This window comes from Pseudomonas sp. 44 R 15, from assembly GCF_900004965.1.
GTDB lineage: Bacteria > Pseudomonadota > Gammaproteobacteria > Pseudomonadales > Pseudomonadaceae > Aquipseudomonas > Aquipseudomonas orientalis_A.
The window spans coordinates 121,782-142,762 of the sequence record NZ_CVTU01000114.1; the positions used below are offsets into that span (position 1 = coordinate 121,782).

Annotated in this window: 21 protein-coding genes and 1 tRNA gene; all 22 read right to left on the minus strand. The window is 60.1% G+C overall.

What is annotated here, in order from left to right; genetic code table 11:
* Positions 1-212: 212 nt before the first annotated feature.
* Complete coding sequence (locus tag BFP93_RS23110; protein ID WP_065895073.1) at positions 213-1,757, minus strand: MDR family MFS transporter; 1,545 nt, start codon at positions 1,755-1,757, stop codon at positions 213-215.
* Positions 1,750-2,922 (minus strand): HlyD family secretion protein, encoded by a 1,173-nt coding sequence (locus tag BFP93_RS23115; protein WP_065895074.1) that lies wholly within the window; start codon positions 2,920-2,922, stop codon positions 1,750-1,752. Before BFP93_RS23115 ends, BFP93_RS23110 begins: the two co-directional genes overlap by 8 nt.
* A complete protein-coding gene (locus BFP93_RS23120) occupies positions 2,919-4,421 on the minus strand; it encodes an efflux transporter outer membrane subunit (protein ID WP_065895075.1) in 1,503 nt (500 codons plus the stop codon). Before BFP93_RS23120 ends, BFP93_RS23115 begins: the two co-directional genes overlap by 4 nt.
* A 208-nt stretch (positions 4,422-4,629) precedes the next feature.
* Positions 4,630-5,370 carry an AraC family transcriptional regulator gene (locus BFP93_RS23125; RefSeq protein ID WP_065895076.1) on the minus strand — a complete coding sequence of 247 codons (741 nt, stop codon included), beginning with the start codon at positions 5,368-5,370 and terminating at the stop codon, positions 4,630-4,632.
* A gap of 1 nt (position 5,371) precedes the next feature.
* Positions 5,372-7,066 (minus strand): 2-isopropylmalate synthase, encoded by a 1,695-nt coding sequence (gene leuA, locus BFP93_RS23130; protein WP_065895077.1) that lies wholly within the window; start codon positions 7,064-7,066, stop codon positions 5,372-5,374.
* Positions 7,067-7,439: 373 nt separating this feature from the next.
* Positions 7,440-7,515 (minus strand) — tRNA-Lys (locus BFP93_RS23135).
* Between the two features lie 121 nt (positions 7,516-7,636).
* Entirely contained in the window at positions 7,637-8,284 is a 648-nt protein-coding gene (gene queE, locus BFP93_RS23140; RefSeq protein ID WP_034128580.1) for a 7-carboxy-7-deazaguanine synthase QueE, read from the minus strand.
* 164 nt (positions 8,285-8,448) lie between these two features.
* A complete protein-coding gene (ybgF, locus tag BFP93_RS23145; RefSeq protein ID WP_065895078.1) occupies positions 8,449-9,294 on the minus strand; it encodes a tol-pal system protein YbgF in 846 nt (281 codons plus the stop codon).
* 6 nt (positions 9,295-9,300) lie between these two features.
* Positions 9,301-9,801 (minus strand): peptidoglycan-associated lipoprotein Pal, encoded by a 501-nt coding sequence (pal, locus tag BFP93_RS23150; protein WP_003193861.1) that lies wholly within the window; start codon positions 9,799-9,801, stop codon positions 9,301-9,303.
* Between the two features lie 55 nt (positions 9,802-9,856).
* Positions 9,857-11,137 (minus strand): Tol-Pal system beta propeller repeat protein TolB, encoded by a 1,281-nt coding sequence (tolB, locus tag BFP93_RS23155; protein WP_065887603.1) that lies wholly within the window; start codon positions 11,135-11,137, stop codon positions 9,857-9,859.
* Positions 11,138-11,154: 17 nt separating this feature from the next.
* Positions 11,155-12,228, minus strand: coding sequence for a cell envelope integrity protein TolA (tolA, locus tag BFP93_RS23160; protein ID WP_065887602.1), 1,074 nt, complete (start codon positions 12,226-12,228; stop codon positions 11,155-11,157).
* A complete protein-coding gene (gene tolR / locus BFP93_RS23165) occupies positions 12,228-12,680 on the minus strand; it encodes a protein TolR (RefSeq protein WP_161793227.1) in 453 nt (150 codons plus the stop codon). Before tolR ends, tolA begins: the two co-directional genes overlap by 1 nt.
* A gap of 23 nt (positions 12,681-12,703) precedes the next feature.
* A complete protein-coding gene (gene tolQ, locus BFP93_RS23170; protein WP_034115768.1) occupies positions 12,704-13,399 on the minus strand; it encodes a protein TolQ in 696 nt (231 codons plus the stop codon).
* Between the two features lies 1 nt (position 13,400).
* Positions 13,401-13,856, minus strand: coding sequence for a tol-pal system-associated acyl-CoA thioesterase (gene ybgC, locus BFP93_RS23175; RefSeq protein ID WP_003175800.1), 456 nt, complete (start codon positions 13,854-13,856; stop codon positions 13,401-13,403).
* 248 nt (positions 13,857-14,104) lie between these two features.
* Positions 14,105-15,163: a Holliday junction branch migration DNA helicase RuvB gene (gene ruvB, locus BFP93_RS23180; protein ID WP_053135842.1), complete on the minus strand. Its 1,059-nt coding sequence runs from the start codon at positions 15,161-15,163 to the stop codon at positions 14,105-14,107.
* Complete coding sequence (gene ruvA, locus BFP93_RS23185) at positions 15,164-15,775, minus strand: Holliday junction branch migration protein RuvA (protein ID WP_003175802.1); 612 nt, start codon at positions 15,773-15,775, stop codon at positions 15,164-15,166.
* Positions 15,776-15,842: 67 nt separating this feature from the next.
* Positions 15,843-16,367 carry a crossover junction endodeoxyribonuclease RuvC gene (gene ruvC / locus BFP93_RS23190; RefSeq protein WP_019821257.1) on the minus strand — a complete coding sequence of 175 codons (525 nt, stop codon included), beginning with the start codon at positions 16,365-16,367 and terminating at the stop codon, positions 15,843-15,845.
* A gap of 156 nt (positions 16,368-16,523) precedes the next feature.
* Positions 16,524-17,270, minus strand: coding sequence for a YebC/PmpR family DNA-binding transcriptional regulator (locus tag BFP93_RS23195; RefSeq protein WP_065895079.1), 747 nt, complete (start codon positions 17,268-17,270; stop codon positions 16,524-16,526).
* A 135-nt stretch (positions 17,271-17,405) separates the two neighbouring features.
* Positions 17,406-19,181 (minus strand): aspartate--tRNA ligase, encoded by a 1,776-nt coding sequence (aspS, locus tag BFP93_RS23200; RefSeq protein ID WP_065895080.1) that lies wholly within the window; start codon positions 19,179-19,181, stop codon positions 17,406-17,408.
* Positions 19,182-19,289: 108 nt separating this feature from the next.
* On the minus strand, positions 19,290-19,511 hold the full coding sequence (locus BFP93_RS23205) for an FmdB family zinc ribbon protein (protein WP_003193872.1): 222 nt from the start codon (positions 19,509-19,511) through the stop codon (positions 19,290-19,292).
* Positions 19,512-19,683: 172 nt separating this feature from the next.
* Positions 19,684-20,022, minus strand: a complete 339-nt coding sequence (locus tag BFP93_RS23210; protein ID WP_065887599.1) for a ribbon-helix-helix domain-containing protein — start codon at positions 20,020-20,022, stop codon at positions 19,684-19,686.
* Between the two features lie 182 nt (positions 20,023-20,204).
* Positions 20,205-20,678, minus strand: a complete 474-nt coding sequence (locus tag BFP93_RS23215; RefSeq protein WP_003193874.1) for a Dps family protein — start codon at positions 20,676-20,678, stop codon at positions 20,205-20,207.
* Positions 20,679-20,981: the final 303 nt, after the last annotated feature.

Genomic DNA, 20,981 nt, shown 5'->3' on the forward strand with positions numbered 1-20,981 from the left:
AACATACAACAACAGAAGCCCGATCAAAGTTATAGACATCAACTTTGTCGGGCGTGAGTTTGCCTACTCACCGGATCTGAGCATTTGCAAACTGTATGTCATTGCTAAGTTAGCAAGTCACCAAACTGTCAACAGGCCATTCGCCTTTTCACCATTCAAGTTCCCTCTTGCTCGTTGAGAAGTACCGCGTATCAATTGCGGACTTTATGCATTTAATTCTTTGCTTGTTGACGCAATGCCAATGCCGCCACACCACACAGGATCAACGCGATACAGGACACGTAGAACGCATCGCTGTAGGCCATCAGGTAGGCCTCGCGACGCACCGTATGCATCAGGCTTTCAATCACTTGCTGTTGGGCGGGCAATAGCTGGTTGAAGATGAATGCTTCACTGTCTGCCATGCTGGCGCGCAGGCGCTCCTGCAATGACGGGGAAAACAGGGTGATCGACTCGCCGACGCGCTCGGAATGAAAGCGCTCGCGCATCGCAACGATCTGCGTCAACCCGGCTGTGCCCACGGCGCCACCCAGGTTGCGCAGCATGGAGAACAAGGCGGAAGCCGAACCGGCCTCATCCTTGGCCAACCCGGACACGGCCAACACCGACAACGCCACCATGATCAATGGCTGCCCGATGCCCCGTACCACGGTGGACGGGATGATCACGTTGGCGGCGCTGTCCACGTCCAGATGCGCACCGAGATAGCACCCCAGGGCCATGATGAAAAATCCGCTGGCAACCATCAGCTTGGGGTTGAGCCACTTCATCAGGCGCGGCATGAACGGTGCCAGCACCAGTTGCACCATCCCGTAGGCAATCAGGCTGATGCCGATTTCGCGCGCGTTGTAGCCCTGCAACTGGGACAGGTAATTGGGTACCAGAAAGACCAGGCCGAACGTGGCCCCGCCAAAAATGAACATCGCCGCGCTCGCCACGCCGAAGTTGTAGCTTTTGAGCAAGCGCAGGTTGATGAAGGAGCGGCTGCCGTAGAGCTGTGACAGCACGAAATACACCAGGGCGATGCCTGCGACCAACGACATCCACACGATGAAATCGGAGCCGAACCAGTCCTTGCGCCCACCCTCTTCGAGCACGATCTGCAAACCGCCCAGGCCGACGATCATGGCCAAAATACCGCCCCAATCGCCGCGCTTGAGCAGGCTCAACTGCATCGGTTTGGCATCGATGGACCACGCCACCGCCAGCAACAGCAGAATGCCGGGGGCCAGTTGCAGGTAGAAAATCCAGCGCCAGGAATAGGCGTCAGTCAGCCAGCCGCCAATCGACGGCCCGGCGGCCTGGGCCACGCTGTTGGACAGGGCGAACAGCGCCATGCCCATGGCGATCTTGCTCGGTGGCAGTTCGGTGATGATCAGTTGGAACGACAACGGGATCAGCACCGCGCCGGCAGCGCCCTGGATGACCCGGATGATGATCATGACTTCCAGGTTGGGCGCCCAGGAACACGCGATGGAAGCCACCAGGAATACAAACGAGCCCACCAGCATCACCCGGCGCAGGGAAAACACCTGCACCAGCCAGGCGGTCAGCGGGATCATGACGATTTCGGCGACCAGATACGCCGTGGAAATCCACGAGCCCTCCTCAAAAGTCGCGCCCAGCGAGCCTTCGATTTCAGGCAGCGCGGCGCTGGTCACGTGTACGTTCATGCCGGCCATGAAACAGCCGAACAGCCCGCCGATCACCGCCACCCAGGCGCGAAAGGAGACGGTTTTCTCGCCGGCCTCAGTCATGCTTGGCGTCCTGCACGGCAGGACGGGTATCTACCGTGGTAATCACCGACATGCCCGGCAGAATCGGGCCACCTTCATCGTGCTGATCAATCACGATCTTCACCGGGAAGCGCTGCACGATCTTGGTGAAATTGCCGGTGGCGTTGTCCGACGGCAGCAGCGCGAACACCGCTCCCGAGCCCGGCGAAAAACTCACCACATGCCCCGTGAGCTTGCGTCCCGAATAGCTGTCGACACTGATATCCACCGGTTGCCCGGCGCGCATGTCGCGCAGCTGGGTTTCCTTGTAGTTGGCCACCACATAGGCCTGATGCAGAGGCACCACCGCCAGCAACGGCAGGCCCGGCGCGACGTACTGGCGCGTGCGCACCTTGCGCTGCCCCACCACCCCGTCGATCGGCGCGCGGATCAAGGTGTCTTCAAGCGCGTTGGTCGCCAGTTTCAACTGCGCCTCGGCCTGGCCGCGCCGGGCTATTTGCTGCTGGAGCGAGGCATCGGCCAATTGGCGCCGGGTAATGGCGACATTCAGCCGGGTTTCCTGCTGGCGCTGCATCGCCCGGGCAATTTCCACCGCAGCGCTGGCCTGGGTGTAACTGGCGGCTGCGCTTTCCAGGCGCTGGGCGCTGGCGGCATGCTCACGGACCAGGCCTTCATAGCGACGCTGATCCAGACCGGCGCGGCGCAACTCCGCTCCTACGCTGCGCGTGTGCGCCTCAGCCTGGGCAATACCGGCCTTTTGTTGCGCGATCAGGCTGTCGGTGACTTGCAGGTTGGCCTGCTGGGCGGCAATCGAGGCTTGCGTTTCAGCCAACTCCGCACGGGCCTGGGCCAACCTCGCCTGGTAGTCACGGTCCTCGATGCGCACCAGCACATCCCCGGCCTTGACGGGCTGGTCATCCTCGACCAGCACCTGGGCCACGTAGCCCGATACCCGCGGACTGATGGGAATCCAGTCGGCGCGCACGTAGGCATCATCGGTCTGTTCCAGGTAGCGCCCGATGGTCATCCAATACACGCCGAACGCCACTGCCGCGATCAATAAAACAGCACCACCGAGCAGGATCAGGTTGCGTTTGCGGCGTTGCTTGCGGTCGTGCATGAGTTGCTCGACCACCTGCTCCTGCTCATCCTGCACAGTGTTTTTTTCATCAACAGCGATATTCATGGCTGGGTACCGGAAGAATTGACGGAAGCGTGGGTGAGCGCAGCGGTCGGGGCCTGGCTGGAAGCGGACTGCCAACCGCCGCCCAGGGCGCGAAACAGACTGATCTGGCGCTGCAGCAACTGGCCATCGGCGTCGGCGCGCGTGGCTTGCAGGCGGATCAGCTCACGCTCGCTGTCGAGCACGTCGAGAAAGTCGATGGAGCCGGCGTTGTAATTGAACTGCGCGAGCCTGTAGGCGTGCTGACTGCTCTCCAGCGCCTGGCTCAGGGCGGCGTGGCGCTGGCGCTCGCCGTCGTACAACGCCAGTGCCTGGCGCACGTCCTTGAGGGCGTTGAGCACGCTGGCCTCGAATTGCGCGACCTGCACCTGCTCAAGCGCCCGGGCCTGGTTGACCCGTGCGCGATTGGCACGCCAGTTGGGGAACTGCCAGGTGATCAGCGGGCCGATGCCGAACATCACCGCGCTGCTGTCGCCCAGTTCATGGGGTTTGCTGGCCGAGGAAGACACTGATGCACCAAAGGTCACCTTCGGATACAGGTCGGCCTGGACGATATCCACTTGTAACGTGGCTGCCTGCAATGCCCGCTCGGCCTGGCGAATATCCGGGCGACGCGCCAGTAATTGCCAGCCGTCCCCCACCGGCAGTGCGGCGGCGAGTTGCGGCACCGCTTCGCAGGTCGCCGCGCCTGAGCCTTGCTCCAGGTCCGCCACGCCAGTCAGCATCGCCAGTTCATACAACGCGGCCTGGCGACGCGCCTCCAGCATCGGCAGCAAGGCCAGGGTTTCGCCCTGCAATGCCTGCATGCGGCTGTATTCAAGATCCGTGACCACGCCTGCCTGACGCTGGCGATCGGTCAGTGCCAGGCTGTGCCCGACCACTTCCAGTGAATGGCGCTGCACCTTGGCGCGTGCGCCCAGGGCACAGGCATTCACGTAAGCGCGAGTGGTTTGCGCAGCGACCGTGATACGCAGCAGGTCTTCGGCGTCTTGGGCCGCCGCCGCCTGCACCTGCGCCCGCTCGATGCTGCGCTGGACCTGGCCCCACACATCCACCTGGTAAGCCAACTCGAAGCCCGGGTTGAACGCCCACTGCGACGGCGCGTGGCTGTCGGTGGCTTTGGCCAGGGTCTGATCGTCGGCCGTCTTGCCGTAAACGGCGCCCAGCGAGGCCTGCGTGGACGGCCAACGCTCGGCGTCGGCTTGCATGATCCCGGCCAGCATCGCCTGCACATGGGCCTGCGCCGCCGCCAGGTCACGGTTGTGCGCCAACGCTTGCTGCACCAGCGCATCGAGTCTGGGGTCGTTGTACAACTGCCACCAACGGTCGGGTAACGCCTGGGCCGATACGCCTTGCGGCAGGCGACTCAAGGCATCGATGCGCTGCGGGTGGGGTTGCGCCGGCGTATGGGCGACCCAGGAGGAACACCCCGTCAACCAGACAACCGCCACGCCCAGGAGCGAAAGACGGCAGTGCCGCGCGGAAAAAGAAGGCGAACCCATCGCAGAAATCCAGAGTGCTAAGTAGAGACGCAGATTAAGAGAGCACCGCGTCGCGCATCTCCCGAGTTCCAGACAACCATCGTTTCGATTGGGACAACCTGCGTGCCACCGTTGAATCCTGAGCAACCGTCGGCCGCGCAGACGCAAACATGGCCCTGCGCAGCCGCGGGCCATGTCCAGTGGGAGGGGTGTGAACGCCGGGTGCGGCTCAGACCAGACGGCAGTTGCTCGGTGTATAACCCATGGTGCGTTTGAACATCGCGGTAAAAGCGCTCGGGCTTTGATAACCATGCTCCAGCGCCACTTCCAGAATGGACACGCCGCAGGCCAGGCGCTGCATGCTCAGCAGCAGCCGCGTGCGCTTGCGCCACTCGCCGTAACTCATGCCCAACTCTTTCTGGAACAGCCGAGCCAGGGTGCGCGAACTCATATTGAGTTGCACCGCCCAGCTCTCCAGCTTCGACTCCTGGGAAGGGTTGTCGATAAAGTCGGCGCACAGCGACTTGAGCCGCGGCTCGTCCGGAATCGGCACATGGGCCAACACCCTTTGTGCCCGGTCGAGTTCGGAGAAAATCAGGTCGACAATCTGCACATGACGCACCGCGGCCGACTCACTGTCAGGCACCTCGGACGCAGCGATGATCAACTCGCGCAGCAGTGGCGATACGCGGATGACGTGGCACTCCTCGGTCAAGGCACGGTGGGCGCCGGGGGTGATCAGCAACGTGCGCATGCGCACCTCGCCGGTCATGCGGATCTGATGCTCCTGCCCCGAGGGCACCCACAACGCGTGTCCGGAAGGCACCACCCACGTGGTGCCGACCACCGATACCAGCATCACGCCGTTGATGGCATAGACCAACTGGCCTTCTTCATGTCGATGCGAGGCAACGATGTCACCGTGACCAAAGTTACCGGTGAGCGCCGCCAATGCGGTATGCGCATTCATCTCAGGAAGGCACCGCAGCACTCGCCACGCTGAGCAGGCCCAGACGCGATGCGCGGTTGACCGCACTCGTCACCGCCTTGAGGGACGCCAGCAGAATACTGCCATCGCGGGCAGCACCAAACAGCAGCTGGTTGTTCACACGGATCTCCACGTAGGCCAGCGCCTCGGCCTGGGCACCGTCACGGGTGGCATGCTCATGGTAATCGGCGATGTCGAAGTGCACGCCGCGTTGAGCGAATGCGTCCACCAGCGCCGCCAGCGGGCCGTTGCCTTCGCCGCTCAGTTCGATGTCTCTCGCGCCGCCGGTCAGCGTACCCTCCAGATACGTCACGTTGCCTTCGCTGACCAACTTGGGCTGCAACAACGTGTAAGGGTTGCCCTGATCCAGGTAGTGTCGGGTAAAGCAGGCCAGGATCATCTCGCCGCTGACTTCCTGGCCGGAAGCATCGGCTTCCTGCTGGACCAGGCTGCTGAATTCCATCTGCAAACGGCGTGGCATGACAATGCCATGCTGTTCCAGCAGGTACGCCACGCCGCCTTTGCCCGACTGGCTGTTGACACGAATCACCGCCTCATAGCTGCGCCCCATGTCGGCCGGGTCGATCGGCAGGTACGGCACTTCCCAGCGTCCGTCGGGATTGGCCTGGCGCGCCGCGAAACCTTTTTTGATCGCGTCCTGGTGCGAGCCCGAGAACGCCGTGAACACCAATTCCCCGGCGTAGGGATGGCGCGGGTGCGTGGGCAGTTGGTTGCAGAACTCGACCTCACGCTGCACATGAATGATGTCGGAGAAATCCAGTTGCGGGTCGATGCCGCTGGTGTAGAGGTTCATTGCCAGCGTCAGGATATCCACGTTGCCGGTGCGCTCACCGTTGCCGAACAAGGTGCCCTCGACACGCTCGGCCCCGGCCAGACAAGCCTGCTCGGCCGTCGCCACCCCGGTGCCGCGATCGTTATGCGGGTGAACACTGATGACCACGCTGTCGCGCCGGCTGAAATGTCGGCAAAACCACTCGATCTGATCGGCGAAGACGTTCGCCGTGGAGACTTCCACGGTGGTCGGCAGATTCAGGATCATTTTGTTCGACGGGGTCGGCCCAAACGCATCCGTCACCGCCTCGCAAACCTCCAGCGCGAAGTCCAGTTCGGTAAAGCAGAAGGTTTCGGGAGAATACTGGAACGTCCATTGCGTATCTGGATTGTTGTCCATGTGACGCTTGATTTCACGCGTTGCCTGGGTGGCGATGTCGATGCAGCCGGCGCGGTCGACGCCGAACACCACTTCGCGAAACACCGGGGCGGTGGCGTTGTACACGTGCACAATCGCTCGCGGTGCGCCCTTCAAGGCCTCAAAGGTGCGCTCGATCAAATGACTGCGCGCCTGCGTCATCACCTGGATAGTCACATCGTCGGGAATCGCGCCACTGTCGATCAGTTCACGCACGTAATCGAAATCGGTCTGGGATGCAGCGGGAAACCCCACCTCGATCTCCTTGAAACCCACCTTCACCAGCAGCTCGAAGAAGCGACGCTTGCGCTCGGCATTCATGGGTTCGATCAGCGCCTGGTTGCCATCACGCATATCGACACTGCACCAGGTCGGCGCAGCAGCCTGCACGACACTGGGCCATTGGCGGTCCGGCAGATCCACGGTGGTGAAATGGCGGTATTTGCTGGAAGGGTCCTTGAGCATCATGCGGCTTCTCCTTTTTAGAACTGATCGTCGGTTGCCTGGGCGGCCTCGCTGACCGCGCTCGACATTGGATCCAATACTAAACAAAGAAAGCTTGGCATGAATTGCGTATTTGAGTCGACAACGTGAAGAAAAATACACAAACAACCAATATCTATAAAAATATTGGTGAATTTGTTCAACTTGTCTATTTTAAGAGCAATAACTTGGATGGATCGGCAGGGAGGCGAGACAAAAGATGGTGTATCGGCTGACCAGCGAGATGAATCGATCACGGCGCAATGCGTATCGATTGGGTGACGCGGAATGACAGGCAAAAAAAAACCCGGAAATCCTCACTTGCGTGGGCCTTCCGGATTTTCTAAACCGCCAAAAATGGTGGGTCGTGTGGGATTCGAACCTACGACCAATTGGTTAAAAGCCAACTGCTCTACCAACTGAGCTAACGACCCGCTGTGTGGTGGCGCGTATAATACTGATTTCTAAGGATTATTCAACACCTTATTTGAAATAAATCAGAAAAAACCCATTGAAGCCAAAAATGGCGCGGTTTGAAGGCCTTCCACAGCCGTCTCAGCGACCTGGTTCGTCATTCCACAGGTATTTGTGCAACTGCAACTGCAGGCGTACCGGCAGGTTATCCGCCACTACCCAGTCCGCAAGATCGCGTGCGTTGAGGTCGTGATGACTTGGGGAAAACAGCACCTCCCCCGCTCGACGCTCAAGGCCGTACTGGATCAGCTTGGAAGTCGCCCAGTCATAATCGTCGCGAGAGCAAATGACGAACTTGACCTGATCGTTGGCCGTCAGCAAGTCCATGTTCTCGTAGCGATTGCGATGGGCTTCCTTGGAGTCGGGGGTCTTAAGATCGACTACTCGGCTGACTCGCGGATCGACCGCAGAGATATCCAAGGCGCCACTGGTTTCCAGGGAGACCTCGTAACCGGCATCACACAACTGCTTGAGCAAGGGGATGGCATTGGGTTGCGCCAACGGCTCGCCGCCCGTTACACAGACGTAGCGCGGCCGATAACCGGCAACCTGCTCGAGGATGTCATCCAGGGTGCGTACGGTGCCGCCGCTGAAGGCATAGGCGCTGTCACAGTATTGGCAACGCAAGGGGCAGCCGGTGAGCCGTACGAATACGGTGGGCAGGCCGGCAGTGCGCGTTTCACCCTGCAACGAGTAAAAAACTTCGGTAATACGTAATGTGTCTTGCATAGTCGCCACGGGCGTAACAGCTAAACAGGCTGTCCGCCTCCGTCAGGCACTTCAAGGGATTGCGCCAACGCGTCAACCCCAGGAAGCGTGTTTCATAAAAGGGCGTGGATTCTAACGAAAAAACCCGCGCCAGGCGCGGGTTTCTTCTAAACGGGCTGCATTGCCTACAAGCGTTGCAGGTCCCGCTGGGCCAACTGCGCGGCGGAGGTGCCCGGATACTGGGCAACCACCTGCTGCAGAATGCCTTTGACCTTGTCGGTATGACCCAGGCGGCGCTCTACGTCAGCCAGCTTGTACAGCGAGTCAGGCACCTTGGCATGCTTGGGGTACAGCTGGCTGACCTTGGCAAACGCCTGGCCCGCCCCCTGCAAATCACCTTTTGCCAGGTTGACCTCACCCAACCAGTACTGGGCATTGCCCGCATACTGGCTGTTCGGGTACTTGCGCAGGAACGCGGTAAAGGCCTGGCTGGCCTTATCAAAGTCCTTGGCCTTGATCAGGTCGAAGGCTGCATCGTAATACAGTTTTTCCTTCGCCGGATCGCCCGGTTCGCTGCTCGCGGCAGGGGCAGCCGCTGCGGCCCCCGCTGCTGCGCCACCGGCAGCGGCACCACCGGCAGCGGCACTGGGCGCGCCACCGGCAGAAGAATTATCAGGAGTAGCGGCAGGTGCAACACCGGCTCCAATACGTCGATCAAGATCCTGGTAACGCTCCAGGCCTTCTTGCTTGAGTTGGTTCACTTGATTCTGCAGAACTTCAATGGCGCCTTGTTGCTGGGCCAATTGATCCTGCATGCGTTGCAGCTGGTTGAACAGCTCGCCCTGTGCCGAGGGCGCGGCCGTAGCCGCGCCCCCAGCATAGGCGCCGTTCGTGCCATAACCTGCTGGCGGATAACTGCTGCCGCTATTGTTATAGCCAGAGTTGCTATCCGTTACAGGAACCGCAGCCCACACCGCAAGCGGTGCGAGGCTGAGAGCCAATACAGTCAGAGCACGACGGCACGTTCGCATGACGAATTACTTACGCAGTTCGACGCGACGGTTCTGAGCCCACGACTGCTCGTCGTTGCCAGTTGCAACTGGACGCTCTTTACCGTAGGAAACCAGTTCCAGTTGGCCTGGAGCAACACCTTGCAGTACCAGGTAGCGCTGAACGGCTTTCGCACGACGCTCGCCCAGAGCCATGTTGTACTCACGAGTACCACGGGCGTCAGTGTTACCTTCCAGAACAACGCGAGCGCCGTTAGCTTTCAGGTCCTTGGCGTGAACGTCCAGAGCGCGCATGGCTTCTGGCTTCAGGTCCGAACTGTCGTATTCGAAGTAGAAAGTGGTGATCGCGCGCAGAGCAGCTTCTTCGCTCAGGGAGCCGTCGACTGCACCAGTGTTAGCGCCGTAACCAGCGTTTGGATCAACAGCTGCGCCTTCACCGGCATTGTCGCCGCCTTTAGAGGAGCAACCAACGGCTACGGACAGAGCCAGAGCCAGAGCAGCAAACTTACCAAACTTCAGCATTTCCATCGTGAAACTCCTAATGAACCCCAGTGTGTTAAGTACTTCTTTTTGTAGCGCCGCGTCAGTTCAGGTAAGGGGACCAGGATGGTTCTCTGACTTCGCCTTGTGCGGTAGGAAGCGGGAGCCTTACGCGTCCGTTGATGGACACGAGCATCAAGACTCCCCGGCCCTGCTGGCGGGTGGCGTAGATTACCATGGTGCCGTTGGGCGCAACAGTGGCTGACTCATCAAGGTTGGTATCTGTAAGGATTTTCACGGTTCCGCGCTGCAAATCCTGGGCCGCAACCCGGAAATTAGTGAAACCATCCTGACGGTGAATCATTACCAACGTCTTTTCATCGGCCGAAAGCTTGGGATTGGCGTTGTAGTTACCGATAAAGGTCACACGTTCCGCGCCGCCACCGTTCACATTTGCCTTGTAGACCTGAGGTTTGCCGCCACGGTCAGAGGTGAAGTAGATGGTCGAACCATCTTTACCCCAGAACGGTTCGGTGTTGATACCCGGGCCGCTGGTCACACGCGAGAGCTGACGCGAGGCCATATTCATCACGTAGATATCCGGGTTACCGTCCTTGGACAGCACGAATGCCAGGCGCGAACCATCCGGCGACCAGGCCGGTGCACCGTTGAGGCCTTCGAAGTTGGTGATCTGCTCGCGACGGCCGGTATCAATGTGCTGGACGAAGATACGTGGACGCTTCTGTTCGAACGATACGTAGGCAATACGCTTGCCGTCCGGCGCGAAGCGCGGCGACAGGATGGGCTCACGGGACTGCAGCAAGGTCACTGCACGCGCACCGTCGTAGTCCGAACGCTGCAGGGTGTAGCGGGTGTTGTCGACAGAGAAACGCTCAGCGGTCACATACAACAGGCGCGTGGAGAACGCCCCCTTGATACCGGTGAGTTTTTCAAACGACTGGTCCGAAATATAGTGGGCCATGTCACGCAGTTGTTCAGCGGTGCCGGAGACATTGCCGGTCAGGACCTGCTGCTCGGTGGCCACGTTGAACAAGGTGTAGGTGATTTGCAGGCGACCGCCGGCCGGCGTGATGTTGCCGACCATCAGGTACTGCGCGCCCACCGCTTTCCAGTCACGGAACACAACTTCGCTGGCCTGGTTGGGCTGGCTGATCATGTTGCCTTTTGGAATCGGTGCGTAGTAGCCGGAGTTACGCAGGTCGTCACTGACGATCTGGGCCATGTCATCCGGCAGCACACTGCCGCCCTGCCAGCCGAACGGTACCACCGCGATCGGGGTGGCCCGATCGCTGCCGCTGGTAACCAGGATGTTCTTTTCATCCGCCGCCGCTATCCCTGCCATACAGCAAATAACGACAAGCATTCCTCGAAGAAGGTTTCTCACAAGGCTAGATCCTCAGGTGTGAATGTCATCTTGAATGAACGATAGGGAGCGAAGTCGCTTGGTTTCATTCCCTGCATCTCGGTCAACCGGCCAATATTCTTGACTGCGGCAACCGCCGAACTGTCGAACGAACCGTCACCACTGGACTTGGCCACGCTGACCGAAGTCACCGTACCGTCCGGCAACATGCCGATCTGCAGCACTACTGTCATGCCTTTACGTGCCGAAGGTGGACGTGTCCAGCCTTCCGCTGCCCGCGCCCGGATCAGGTCGTCAAAACTGCCCGCGACTTCATCGCCACGTTCATCGGCCAAGGCTTGCTGACGCTGCGGCGTGTCGGAAAGCAAATCTGCCAGGGCCTGGGCCTTTTTCTCTTCGGCGGATTTACGGGCTGCTTCCTGGGCCTTTTTCTTGGAGGCGTCGGCGGCAGCTTTCTTCTTCGCGTCGTCGGCGACTTTCTTCTTCGCCTCGTCTGCTTCAGCTTTTTTCTTGGCGTCTTCGGCGGCTTTCTTCTTCGCGTCTTCGACGATCTTTTTCTTGGCTTCCTCAGCGGCCTTTTTCTTGGCCTCTTCTTCGGCAGCTTTCTTGGCTTCTTCTTCGGACTTCTTCTTGGCTATATCAGCCAATTGTTTCTCTTCGGCCTTTTTGGCTTCGGCAGCTTTCTCGGACTTCTTGGCTTCATCAGCCTTTTTCGCCTCGTCGGCTTTCTTCGCTTCGTCAGCCTTTTTCGATTCCTCGGCCTTTTGAGCCGCCTCTTCTTTCTTTTGTTCCGCAGCAGCCTTCACCGCTTCCTGCTCGACCTTCTTCTGTTCCATCTGCTCGACTTCGGTCTGGCGCGCAGCCGACTTCTGGGCCTCACCCGCAATCTTCTGATTGGTCTGGGTGGTGGCCTGACTTTTCGATTTCAGCTGATACAGGGTCGCCTGCACGATCGGCTTGGCTGGCGGCAGGTCCGGGGTCATGGCAAAGCTGACGAACAGCATGCCGAACACCAGGACGTGCAGGGCAATTGCCCAGACGCTAGGCCAGAAGAAGCTTTCCGAGGCGGACGGCTCTCGCTGTTGCTGCATCAGGGCGCCTCGGTAATCAAGCCAACGTTACCCACGCCGGCCTTCTGCAGCCCGCCCATGGCGCCCATGACGGAACCGTAGTCGACCGACTTGTCGCCGCGGATGAACACCTGGGTGTGCTTGCCGCCTTCGTTGCCGGAACGAATGATCTTGGTCACGGCATCGGTCATCGCCGGCAAGGTCAGGGCCTTGTCCTGCTGTTTCTGCGTGTCGACTTCGCTGCCAAGGTTCCAGTAGTAGGTCTTGTCAGCCTTGATCGAAATGGTCAGGACCTGAGTGTTGTTGTCCTGCGGCAAGGCTTCACTGGAAACCTTGGGCAGATCAACCTTCACGCCCTGGTTGAGCATCGGCGCGGTCACCATGAAGATAACCAGCAGCACCAGCATCACGTCGATGTAGGGCACTACGTTCATCTCGGCGACCGGCTTGCGCTTTTTGCGAGCTCGAGCGATTAAAGCCATTGGGAATTACCTGCTTATTCTTCGCTGGTGTGCACTTTACGGTGCAGGATCGCCTGGAATTCATCGGCGAAGGTGTAGTAACGGCCGATCAAGGTTTCGCTGGTGGCGGCAAAACGGTTGTAGGCGATTACTGCGGGGATAGCGGCGAACAGGCCGATCGCGGTGGCGATCAGGGCTTCGGCAATGCCCGGGGCTACGGTAGCCAGGGTCGCCTGCTGCGCCTGGGCCAGACCCCGGAAGGAGTTCATGATGCCCCATACGGTACCGAACAGGCCGATGTACGGGCTGACGGAGCCGACGGTCGCCAGGAACGGCAGGCTTTGCTCCAGCTTCTCTTCTTCGCGGGAGATGGCCACGCGCATGGCTCGGGCCACGCCTTCCATCACGGCTTCCGGGTCAACGCCCGGCTGCTGGCGCAGGCGCGAGAATTCCTTGAAGCCGGCGCGGAAGATTTGCTCGACGCCCGAATCCGGGTCCGGATTGCTGCCGGCCTGGCGATACAGCTTGGACAGGTCGATACCCGACCAGAAGCGCTCCTCGAAGCTCTCCAGGGCGCGTCGACCGGCACGCAGCAGGTTGCTGCGCTGAAAAATCATGACCCAAGAGGTAACCGATGCGGCTACCAGGGTCAGCATGACCAGTTGCACCACGATACTGGCATTACTGACCAGGCTCCACATCGAGGAATGGTCGACGACGGTAGGTTCCACGCTAAATCTCCTGCTTTGATTGTTTACCCGCGCCGCTCACGGCAGCAAAGGCCGCACGTAGAGTTTCGGGAATGGCCCGAGGTTTCAAACTGTTGGTGCGTACACATGCCACCAGGAACTGCCCCTCACAGAGCAGCGTTGCATCCGTAGCCCGCCTGACCTGCTGCTTGAATCGCAGGCTGGCACGGTTCAATTCGATGACTTCAGCGCTGACCAGCAACTCATCGTCCAGTCGCGCCGGTGCGTGGTAACGCGCCTCGCTGGAATGCACGACGAATAACAGGTCCTCCCCGGCCAGCGTGGATTGGGCAAAGCCCAGCTCCCTTAGCCGCTCGGTTCGAGCCCGTTCCATGAATTTCAGGTAATTGACGTAATAAACGATGCCGCCGGCATCAGTGTCCTCGTAATAAACGCGACAGCGATGTGCGAACGACTGATCCCCGTTTTGCGCGCGCATACTCTAGTGCTTACTCCTCAGGTTGCCAATCCGGCTGGACAACTGTTTTTTCAATACCTGAACATATTTCCAACGCCTGAATGACGACGCCAGACACTGGGACAGCACAAACTTCAGATAAATCACCCCACATGGCAAATACCCTGTAGGAGCGAGCTTGCTCGCGAAGCACCTGAGCGCGACGCGTATCACCAGACACACTGCGTCATCGTTGACGTTTTTCGCGAGCAAGCTCGCTCCTACAGTTTTTAATCGTCCACTGCATCAAGGAATTCGTCTACCACAGGCATCTCTCCCAATCGTGACGGAATGTTTAGCCCAAAGTGCAGATAGGCATGACGCGTCACCACCCTGCCCCGCGGCGTGCGCATGATATAGCCCTGCTGGATCAGGTAGGGCTCCAGTACATCTTCAATGGTGTGACGCTCTTCACTGATTGCAGCCGCAAGGCTGTCCACGCCCACCGGTCCGCCGTCGAACTTCTCGATCATGGTCAGGAGCAGACGCCGATCCTGGTGATCGAAGCCATGTTCGTCCACATCCAGCAGGTTCAAGGCCAGGTCCGCGACCGCCTTGGTGATATGCCCCTTGGCGCGCACCTCGGCAAAATCGCGCACGCGGCGCAGCAAGCGGTTGGCGATCCGAGGTGTACCGCGGGCACGCCGGGCGATTTCGAACGCGCCTTCCGGGTCCAACGGCAAGCCGAGGATGTTCGCCGAACGGCTGACGATGGTCGCAAGGTCTGCCGTGCTATAGAACTCCAGACGTTGAACAATGCCGAAACGGTCTCGCAACGGGTTGGTCAACATGCCCGCGCGGGTCGTGGCCCCCACCAGCGTGAACGGCGGCAGGTCAAGCTTGATCGAACGAGCCGCCGGGCCTTCGCCGATCATGATGTCGAGTTGGAAGTCCTCCATCGCCGGGTATAACACTTCTTCGACAATCGGCGACAACCGGTGGATCTCGTCGATAAACAGGACGTCGTGGGGTTCCAGATTGGTCAGCAACGCGGCCAGGTCGCCGGGGCGCTCCAGCACCGGGCCGGACGTGGACTTGATCGACACGCCCATTTCCTGGGCAATGATGTTGGCCAGGGTGGTCTTGCCCAGGCCCGGCGGGCCGAAGATCAGCGTGTGATCCAGCGACTCACTGCGCCCGCGTGCGGCCTGGATGAACAGCTCCATCTGCTCGCGCACGGTGGGCTGGCCGATATAGTCGGCCAGGCTCAGGGGGCGGATGGCGCGGTCCTGGACTTCTTCACGGTCGCGCGGGCCGGTAGCCGCGATCAGACGATCAGCTTCTATCACTTAAATCATTCCCTTCAGGGCTCGGCGGATCATGTCTTCACTGCTCAGGTTCTTGTCCTTGATGGCCGATACGGCCTTGCTGGCCTCCTGTGGCTTGTAGCCCAGGGAGATCAACGCACTGACCGCATCGCTTTCGGCACTGGCGACCTGGCCTGCCGGCATATCCGGCTGGTTCGGGACCAGGGCGAACATGCTCGGCACCACTTCCCAGGCCTTGAAACGGTCCTTGAGTTCCACCAGCAAACGCTCGGCGGTTTTCTTGCCCACACCCGGCACCTTGGTCAGGGCCGAGGTGTCCTGGGCTGAAACGGCGCGTACCAGTTCATCCACTTCCAGGCTCGACATCAATGCCAGGGCCAATTTGGGCCCGACGCCATTGAGCCGAATCAGCTCGCGGAAGAAATCGCGGTCGCGCTTGCCGATGAAACCATAGAGCAGTTGCGCGTCTTCGCGCACCACTAAATGCGTGTGCAAGGTTATCGGCTCGCCGACCGACGGCAAGCGGTACAAGGTGGTCATGGGCACTTCAAGCTCATAACCCAATCCATTCACATCCAGAATCAGGTGCGGCGGCTGTTTCTCAGCCAGGGTGCCGCGCAAGCGTCCAATCACGGTTCAGATCCTTAAAGCTTGGGGGTCAGAGCAGGCCTGACCGGAAATAACGATTGCGCTGATGCTATCAGAGACGCAGGCGTCCGCCACGACTGCGTGCCGCACCCAGGCCATGGGGCAGCAGGCTGGAGCGGGTGTGGGCGTGGCAAATAGCGATGGCCAGGGCGTCGGAGGCGTCGATCTGGGGTTTTGAGGTGAGTTTGAGCATGTGCATGACCATCATCTGCACCTGCTCTTTATTGGCCCCACCCGTACCCACGACGGCCTGCTTGACCTGGGTCGCGGTGTATTCGGCGATCTCCATGCCCTCCTCGGCCCCCGCCACGATGGCCGCGCCACGCGCCTGGCCGAGCTTGAGCGCCGAATCGGCATTCTTGGCCATAAAGACTTTTTCGATGCCCATGGTCACCGGGCCGTAGGTCTGGATGACCTCCCGCACGCCGCGATAGACGATCTGCAGGCGTTCGGCCAGTTCGCCTGCGCCCGTGCGGATGCAGCCTGAGGCGACATACACGCAGCCGCGCGGGGTCTGTTGCACCACGCCAAAACCGGTGATGCGCGAACCGGGGTCGATACCTAGGATTAAAGTCATAACGCCTGCGGGTTAAATAAGTACATTTTCTGACACACCGTAGTTTCAATGTGGGAGGGGGCTTGCCCCCGATGGCGGTGGGTCAGTCACAAATGTGCCTACTGACACGCCCTCATCGGGGGCAAGCCCCCTCCCACATTTTGACCTCATCGCTTTTTAGACTAGCTGTTCAGCCACGGACTCGGGGATGTCGGCGTTGGAGTACACATTCTGCACATCATCCAGGTCTTCGAGCATGTCCAGCAGCTTCAACACCTTCTGCGCACCGTCCAGGTCGAGTTCGGCGCTGGTGGTCGGCAGCATCACGATTTCCGCGTCGGTGCCCTTGAAGCCTGTGGCTTCCAGGGTATTGCGCACTGAGTAGAAGCTGGCGAATGAGGTGAACACCTCAATGGAGCCATCTTCGTTGGTGACCACGTCGTCGGCGTCCGCCTCCATCGCGGCTTCCATCAGCGCGTCCTCATCCGTGCCCGGCGCAAAGGTGATCTGCCCCTTGCGCTCGAACAGGTAGGCCACCGAACCGTCGGTCCCCAGGTTGCCGCCGCACTTGCTGAACGCGTGGCGCACCGCTGCGGCGGTACGGTTGCGGTTGTCGGTCATGCATTCGACCATCACCGCCACGCCGCCCGGGCCGTAGCCTTCGTAGGTCAACTCGACCATGTCGTCGGTATCGGCCGCACCGGCACCACGGGCCACGGCGCGGTCGATGATGTCGCGGCTCATGTTGGCGCCGAGCGCCTTGTCCAGCGCCAGGCGCAGGCGCGGGTTGGAGCCCGGGTCACCGCCACCCTGGCGGGCGGCGACGGTCAGTTCGCGAATCCACTTGGTGAAAATCTTGCCTTTCTTGGCATCCTGACGCTCTTTGCGGTGCTTGATGTTCGCCCACTTGGAATGGCCAGCCATAACACAACTCCGAAATTCTCTAGAAACCTATCAATCCCGCCGCCGGCGAGATTTCCCTCTTTTAAACGCAAAGGCGCATCCGAAGATGCGCCTTTTTGACTGCTTACAACCTTATCGCGCTTTCACGCAGCAGCCTTACTCAGCCTTCGGCGTCTCGCGTAGACGGATGTGCAGTTCGCGCAGTGCCTTGGCATCCACCACACCCGGGGCCTGGGTCATGACGTCCGCGGCGCTCTGGGTTTTCGGGAACGCAATCACTTCACGGATCGACTGGGCGCCGGTCATCAGCATCACCAGGCGGTCCAGGCCGAACGCCAGGCCACCGTGGGGCGGTGCACCGTATTTGAGCGCGTCGAGCAGGAAGCCGAACTTCTCTTCCTGTTCCGCTTCGTTGATGCCCAGCAGGCGGAATACCGCTTGTTGCATCTCCTTGCGGTGGATACGGATCGAGCCGCCACCCAGCTCGGTGCCGTTGAGCACCATGTCGTAGGCACGGGACAGCGCGCCGGCCGGGTTGGCTTCCAGCTCGGCCGGGGAGCACTTCGGCGCGGTGAACGGGTGGTGCAAGGCGCTGAAGCTGCCGTCGTCGTTTTCTTCGAACATCGGGAAGTCGACAACCCACATCGGCGCCCATTCGCAGGTCAGCAGGTTCAGGTCGTGGCCCAGCTTGATGCGCAGCGCGCCCAGGGCCTCGCTGACGATCTTGGCCTTGTCGGCGCCGAAGAACACGATGTCGCCATCGACCGCACCAACGCGATCGAGGATTTCGTTCAGGTTGTCCAGCGGGATGTTTTTAACGATCGGCGATTGCAGACCATCAACGCCATTGGCGCGCTCGTTGACCTTGATGTAAGCCAGGCCCTTGGCACCGTAGATGCCGACGAACTTGGTGTAGTCGTCGATCTGCTTGCGCGGCATGCTCGCACCGCCCGGCACGCGCAGGGCGGCGATGCGGCATTTCGGGTCGTTGGCCGGGCCGCTGAACACCTTGAAGTCGACTTCTTTCAACTGGTCGGCCACGTCCACCAGTTCCAGCGGGTTACGCAGGTCCGGCTTGTCGGAACCGTAGCGGCGCATGGCTTCTTCGAAGGTCATGTGCGGGAAGTCGCCGAATTCCAGGTCCAGCACTTCCTTGAACAGGTTGCGGATCATTTGTTCGGTGAGACCCATGATCTCTTTTTCATCGAGGAAGCTGGTCTCGATGTCGATCTGGGTGAATTCCGGCTGGCGGTCGGCGCGCAGGTCTTCGTCGCGGAAGCACTTGGCGATCTGGTAGTAACGGTCGAAGCCGGCCACCATCAGCAGCTGCTTGAACAGTTGCGGCGATTGCGGCAAGGCGAAGAAGCTGCCTGGGTGGGTACGGCTAGGCACCAGATAGTCACGCGCGCCTTCCGGGGTGGCGCGGGTGAGGATCGGCGTTTCAACGTCAAGGAAGCCGTTCTCGTCGAGGAAGCGGCGGATGCTGGTGGTCATGCGCGAGCGCAGACGCAGCTTCTCGGCCATTTCCGGGCGACGCAGGTCCAGGAAGCGATAGCGCAGGCGAGTTTCCTCGCCAACGTCGGAATATTCGTTGAGCGGGAACGGCGGGGTTTCCGACTCGTTCAGCACCTGCAGCTCATAGCCCAGCACTTCAATGCCGCCGGACGCCATGTTCTTGTTCACCGCACCGGCCGGGCGCAGACGCACCTTGCCGGTGATTTTCACGACGTATTCGCTGCGCACGCGGTCGGCGGCAGCGAAGCTCTCGGCGCGATCCGGGTCGAACACCACCTGGGCCAGACCATCACGATCACGGATATCGAGGAAGATCACCCCGCCGTGGTCGCGGCGACGGTGAACCCATCCGCAAAGGGTGATTTCCTGACCTTCCAGGGTCTCGTTCAGTTGGCCGCAATAGTGGCTGCGCATCATGGTAGTGGTTTCACTTCTCGTAATTCGAAATTCGGTGGCAGGCCTGCCGCGTCACCGTACATTAAAGCAGGGGACGGATAATGCAGGAGCCTGCGCGTAGAGTTCAACTCAGTCTGCTTTGTCGCCGCCCGCCAGGTTCTTCTTGGCGCCGGTCTTGAAATCGGTCTCGTACCAGCCGCTGCCGCTCAGGCGGAAGCCCGGCATGGACAACATCTTTTTCAACTCAGGTGCCTGGCAGGCTGGGCAATCGACCAACGGCGCGGCGCTGATCTTCTGAATGGCTTCCAACTGATGACCACAGGAAGCACATTGATAGTCGTACATGGGCATGGAGATGTCTCGGCGATCAGATCGTAACGGCGCCACGCCCTGCCGTCGTGCATATAACCCGGCATGCGCAGCAAAGCGCGGGATTATATCTGGTAAATCGAGGCAGCGCAGCCGGCTTTCTGCCCGAGGCCCGGCCCGCCGCAAGCATGGGCCGGGGCCTGGCGCCCTCCAGTCAGACTGACCCGCAGGTGCCAACGCGATCTTTCAACAGGTGAACGACGCACACCACCCGCACCAGCCCGCTGAAGTTCTTCACGCCGCCATAACGCAGATGCACTTCGCGGTCGACATAGGACAACAACGCACTGACCGAGCAGGTATTGATCCTGGCTATTTCCGTCAGAATGTTCCAATAGATCTGTTCAAGCCGCAGGCACGTGGAAAACCCGTTGAGGCGCACCGACCGCGATAAGGGTTTGGCGAGCCCCATGTCGAACCCTTTCGCGAAAGGGTCGACCTTTATCTTGTGAAAACCTGCGGTTTCCACGCCCTTACCCAATCCACACGACATACACCTGACACTCCCTTGCCAAACATCGGTCCATGGGTTTGTCCCATTGGACGGTAGGCCTATAAAACCGCAGGAAGCGATGGGCAGCCAGAAGACGCGGGAGTTGGGCGTCGTAGGACAACGCCAGGAAACACAGGGAAACAAGTGGGTGGCGGCATGAAGACGCCACCCAAGCTTGACGGTTACTGGTTTTCGAGCAGCGAGCGCAGCATCCAGGCGGTTTTTTCGTGCACTTGCATACGCTGGGTCAGCAGGTCAGCCGTCGGCTCATCGCTGACCTTGTCGAGCAACGGGAAAATGCCCCGCGCGGTGCGAGTGACGGCCTCTTGGCCGGCCACCAGTTGCTTGATCATCTCTTCGGCGCTCGGCACACCCTCTTCTTCCTTGATCGAAGACAGACGGGCGTAGATCGAGTAGGCGCCCGGCGCCGGGAAGCCCAGGGCACGAATACGCTCGGCGATGGAATCCACCGCCAGTGCCAGTTCGTTGTACTGCTCCTCGAACATCAGGTGCAGCGTACGAAACATGGGGCCCGTGACGTTCCAATGGAAGTTGTGGGTCTTCAGATACAGTACATAGGTATCGGACAGCAGCCGCGAAAGTCCGTCGACGATGGATTTACGGTCTTCTTCACTGATACCAATATCGATTGCCATGTTTTTCCCCTTCAATTGATGAGCATTCATTGATCAGGTGCAGGACCACTCTAGCAAGAGTGTCGCTCACGTGCAGCCCGGCACGTCCAGGCGATGTGCGGCAAATCGCCCCGCATCGCTTGCGAGGCAGCGGCCGGCGAGCCTGTGTCCTGTAGGAAAAACGCTCGAGAGGCCGCTCAAATTACCTGCACCCGTCTAGGACAAGCCTTCGGCGCAAAAATGCCACCGCGATTGCAATACCCCGAAACGCTTGATTTGAGTAGGCACAGCCTTTGCTGTTAAATAGGCGCCGTGTGGCTGCCG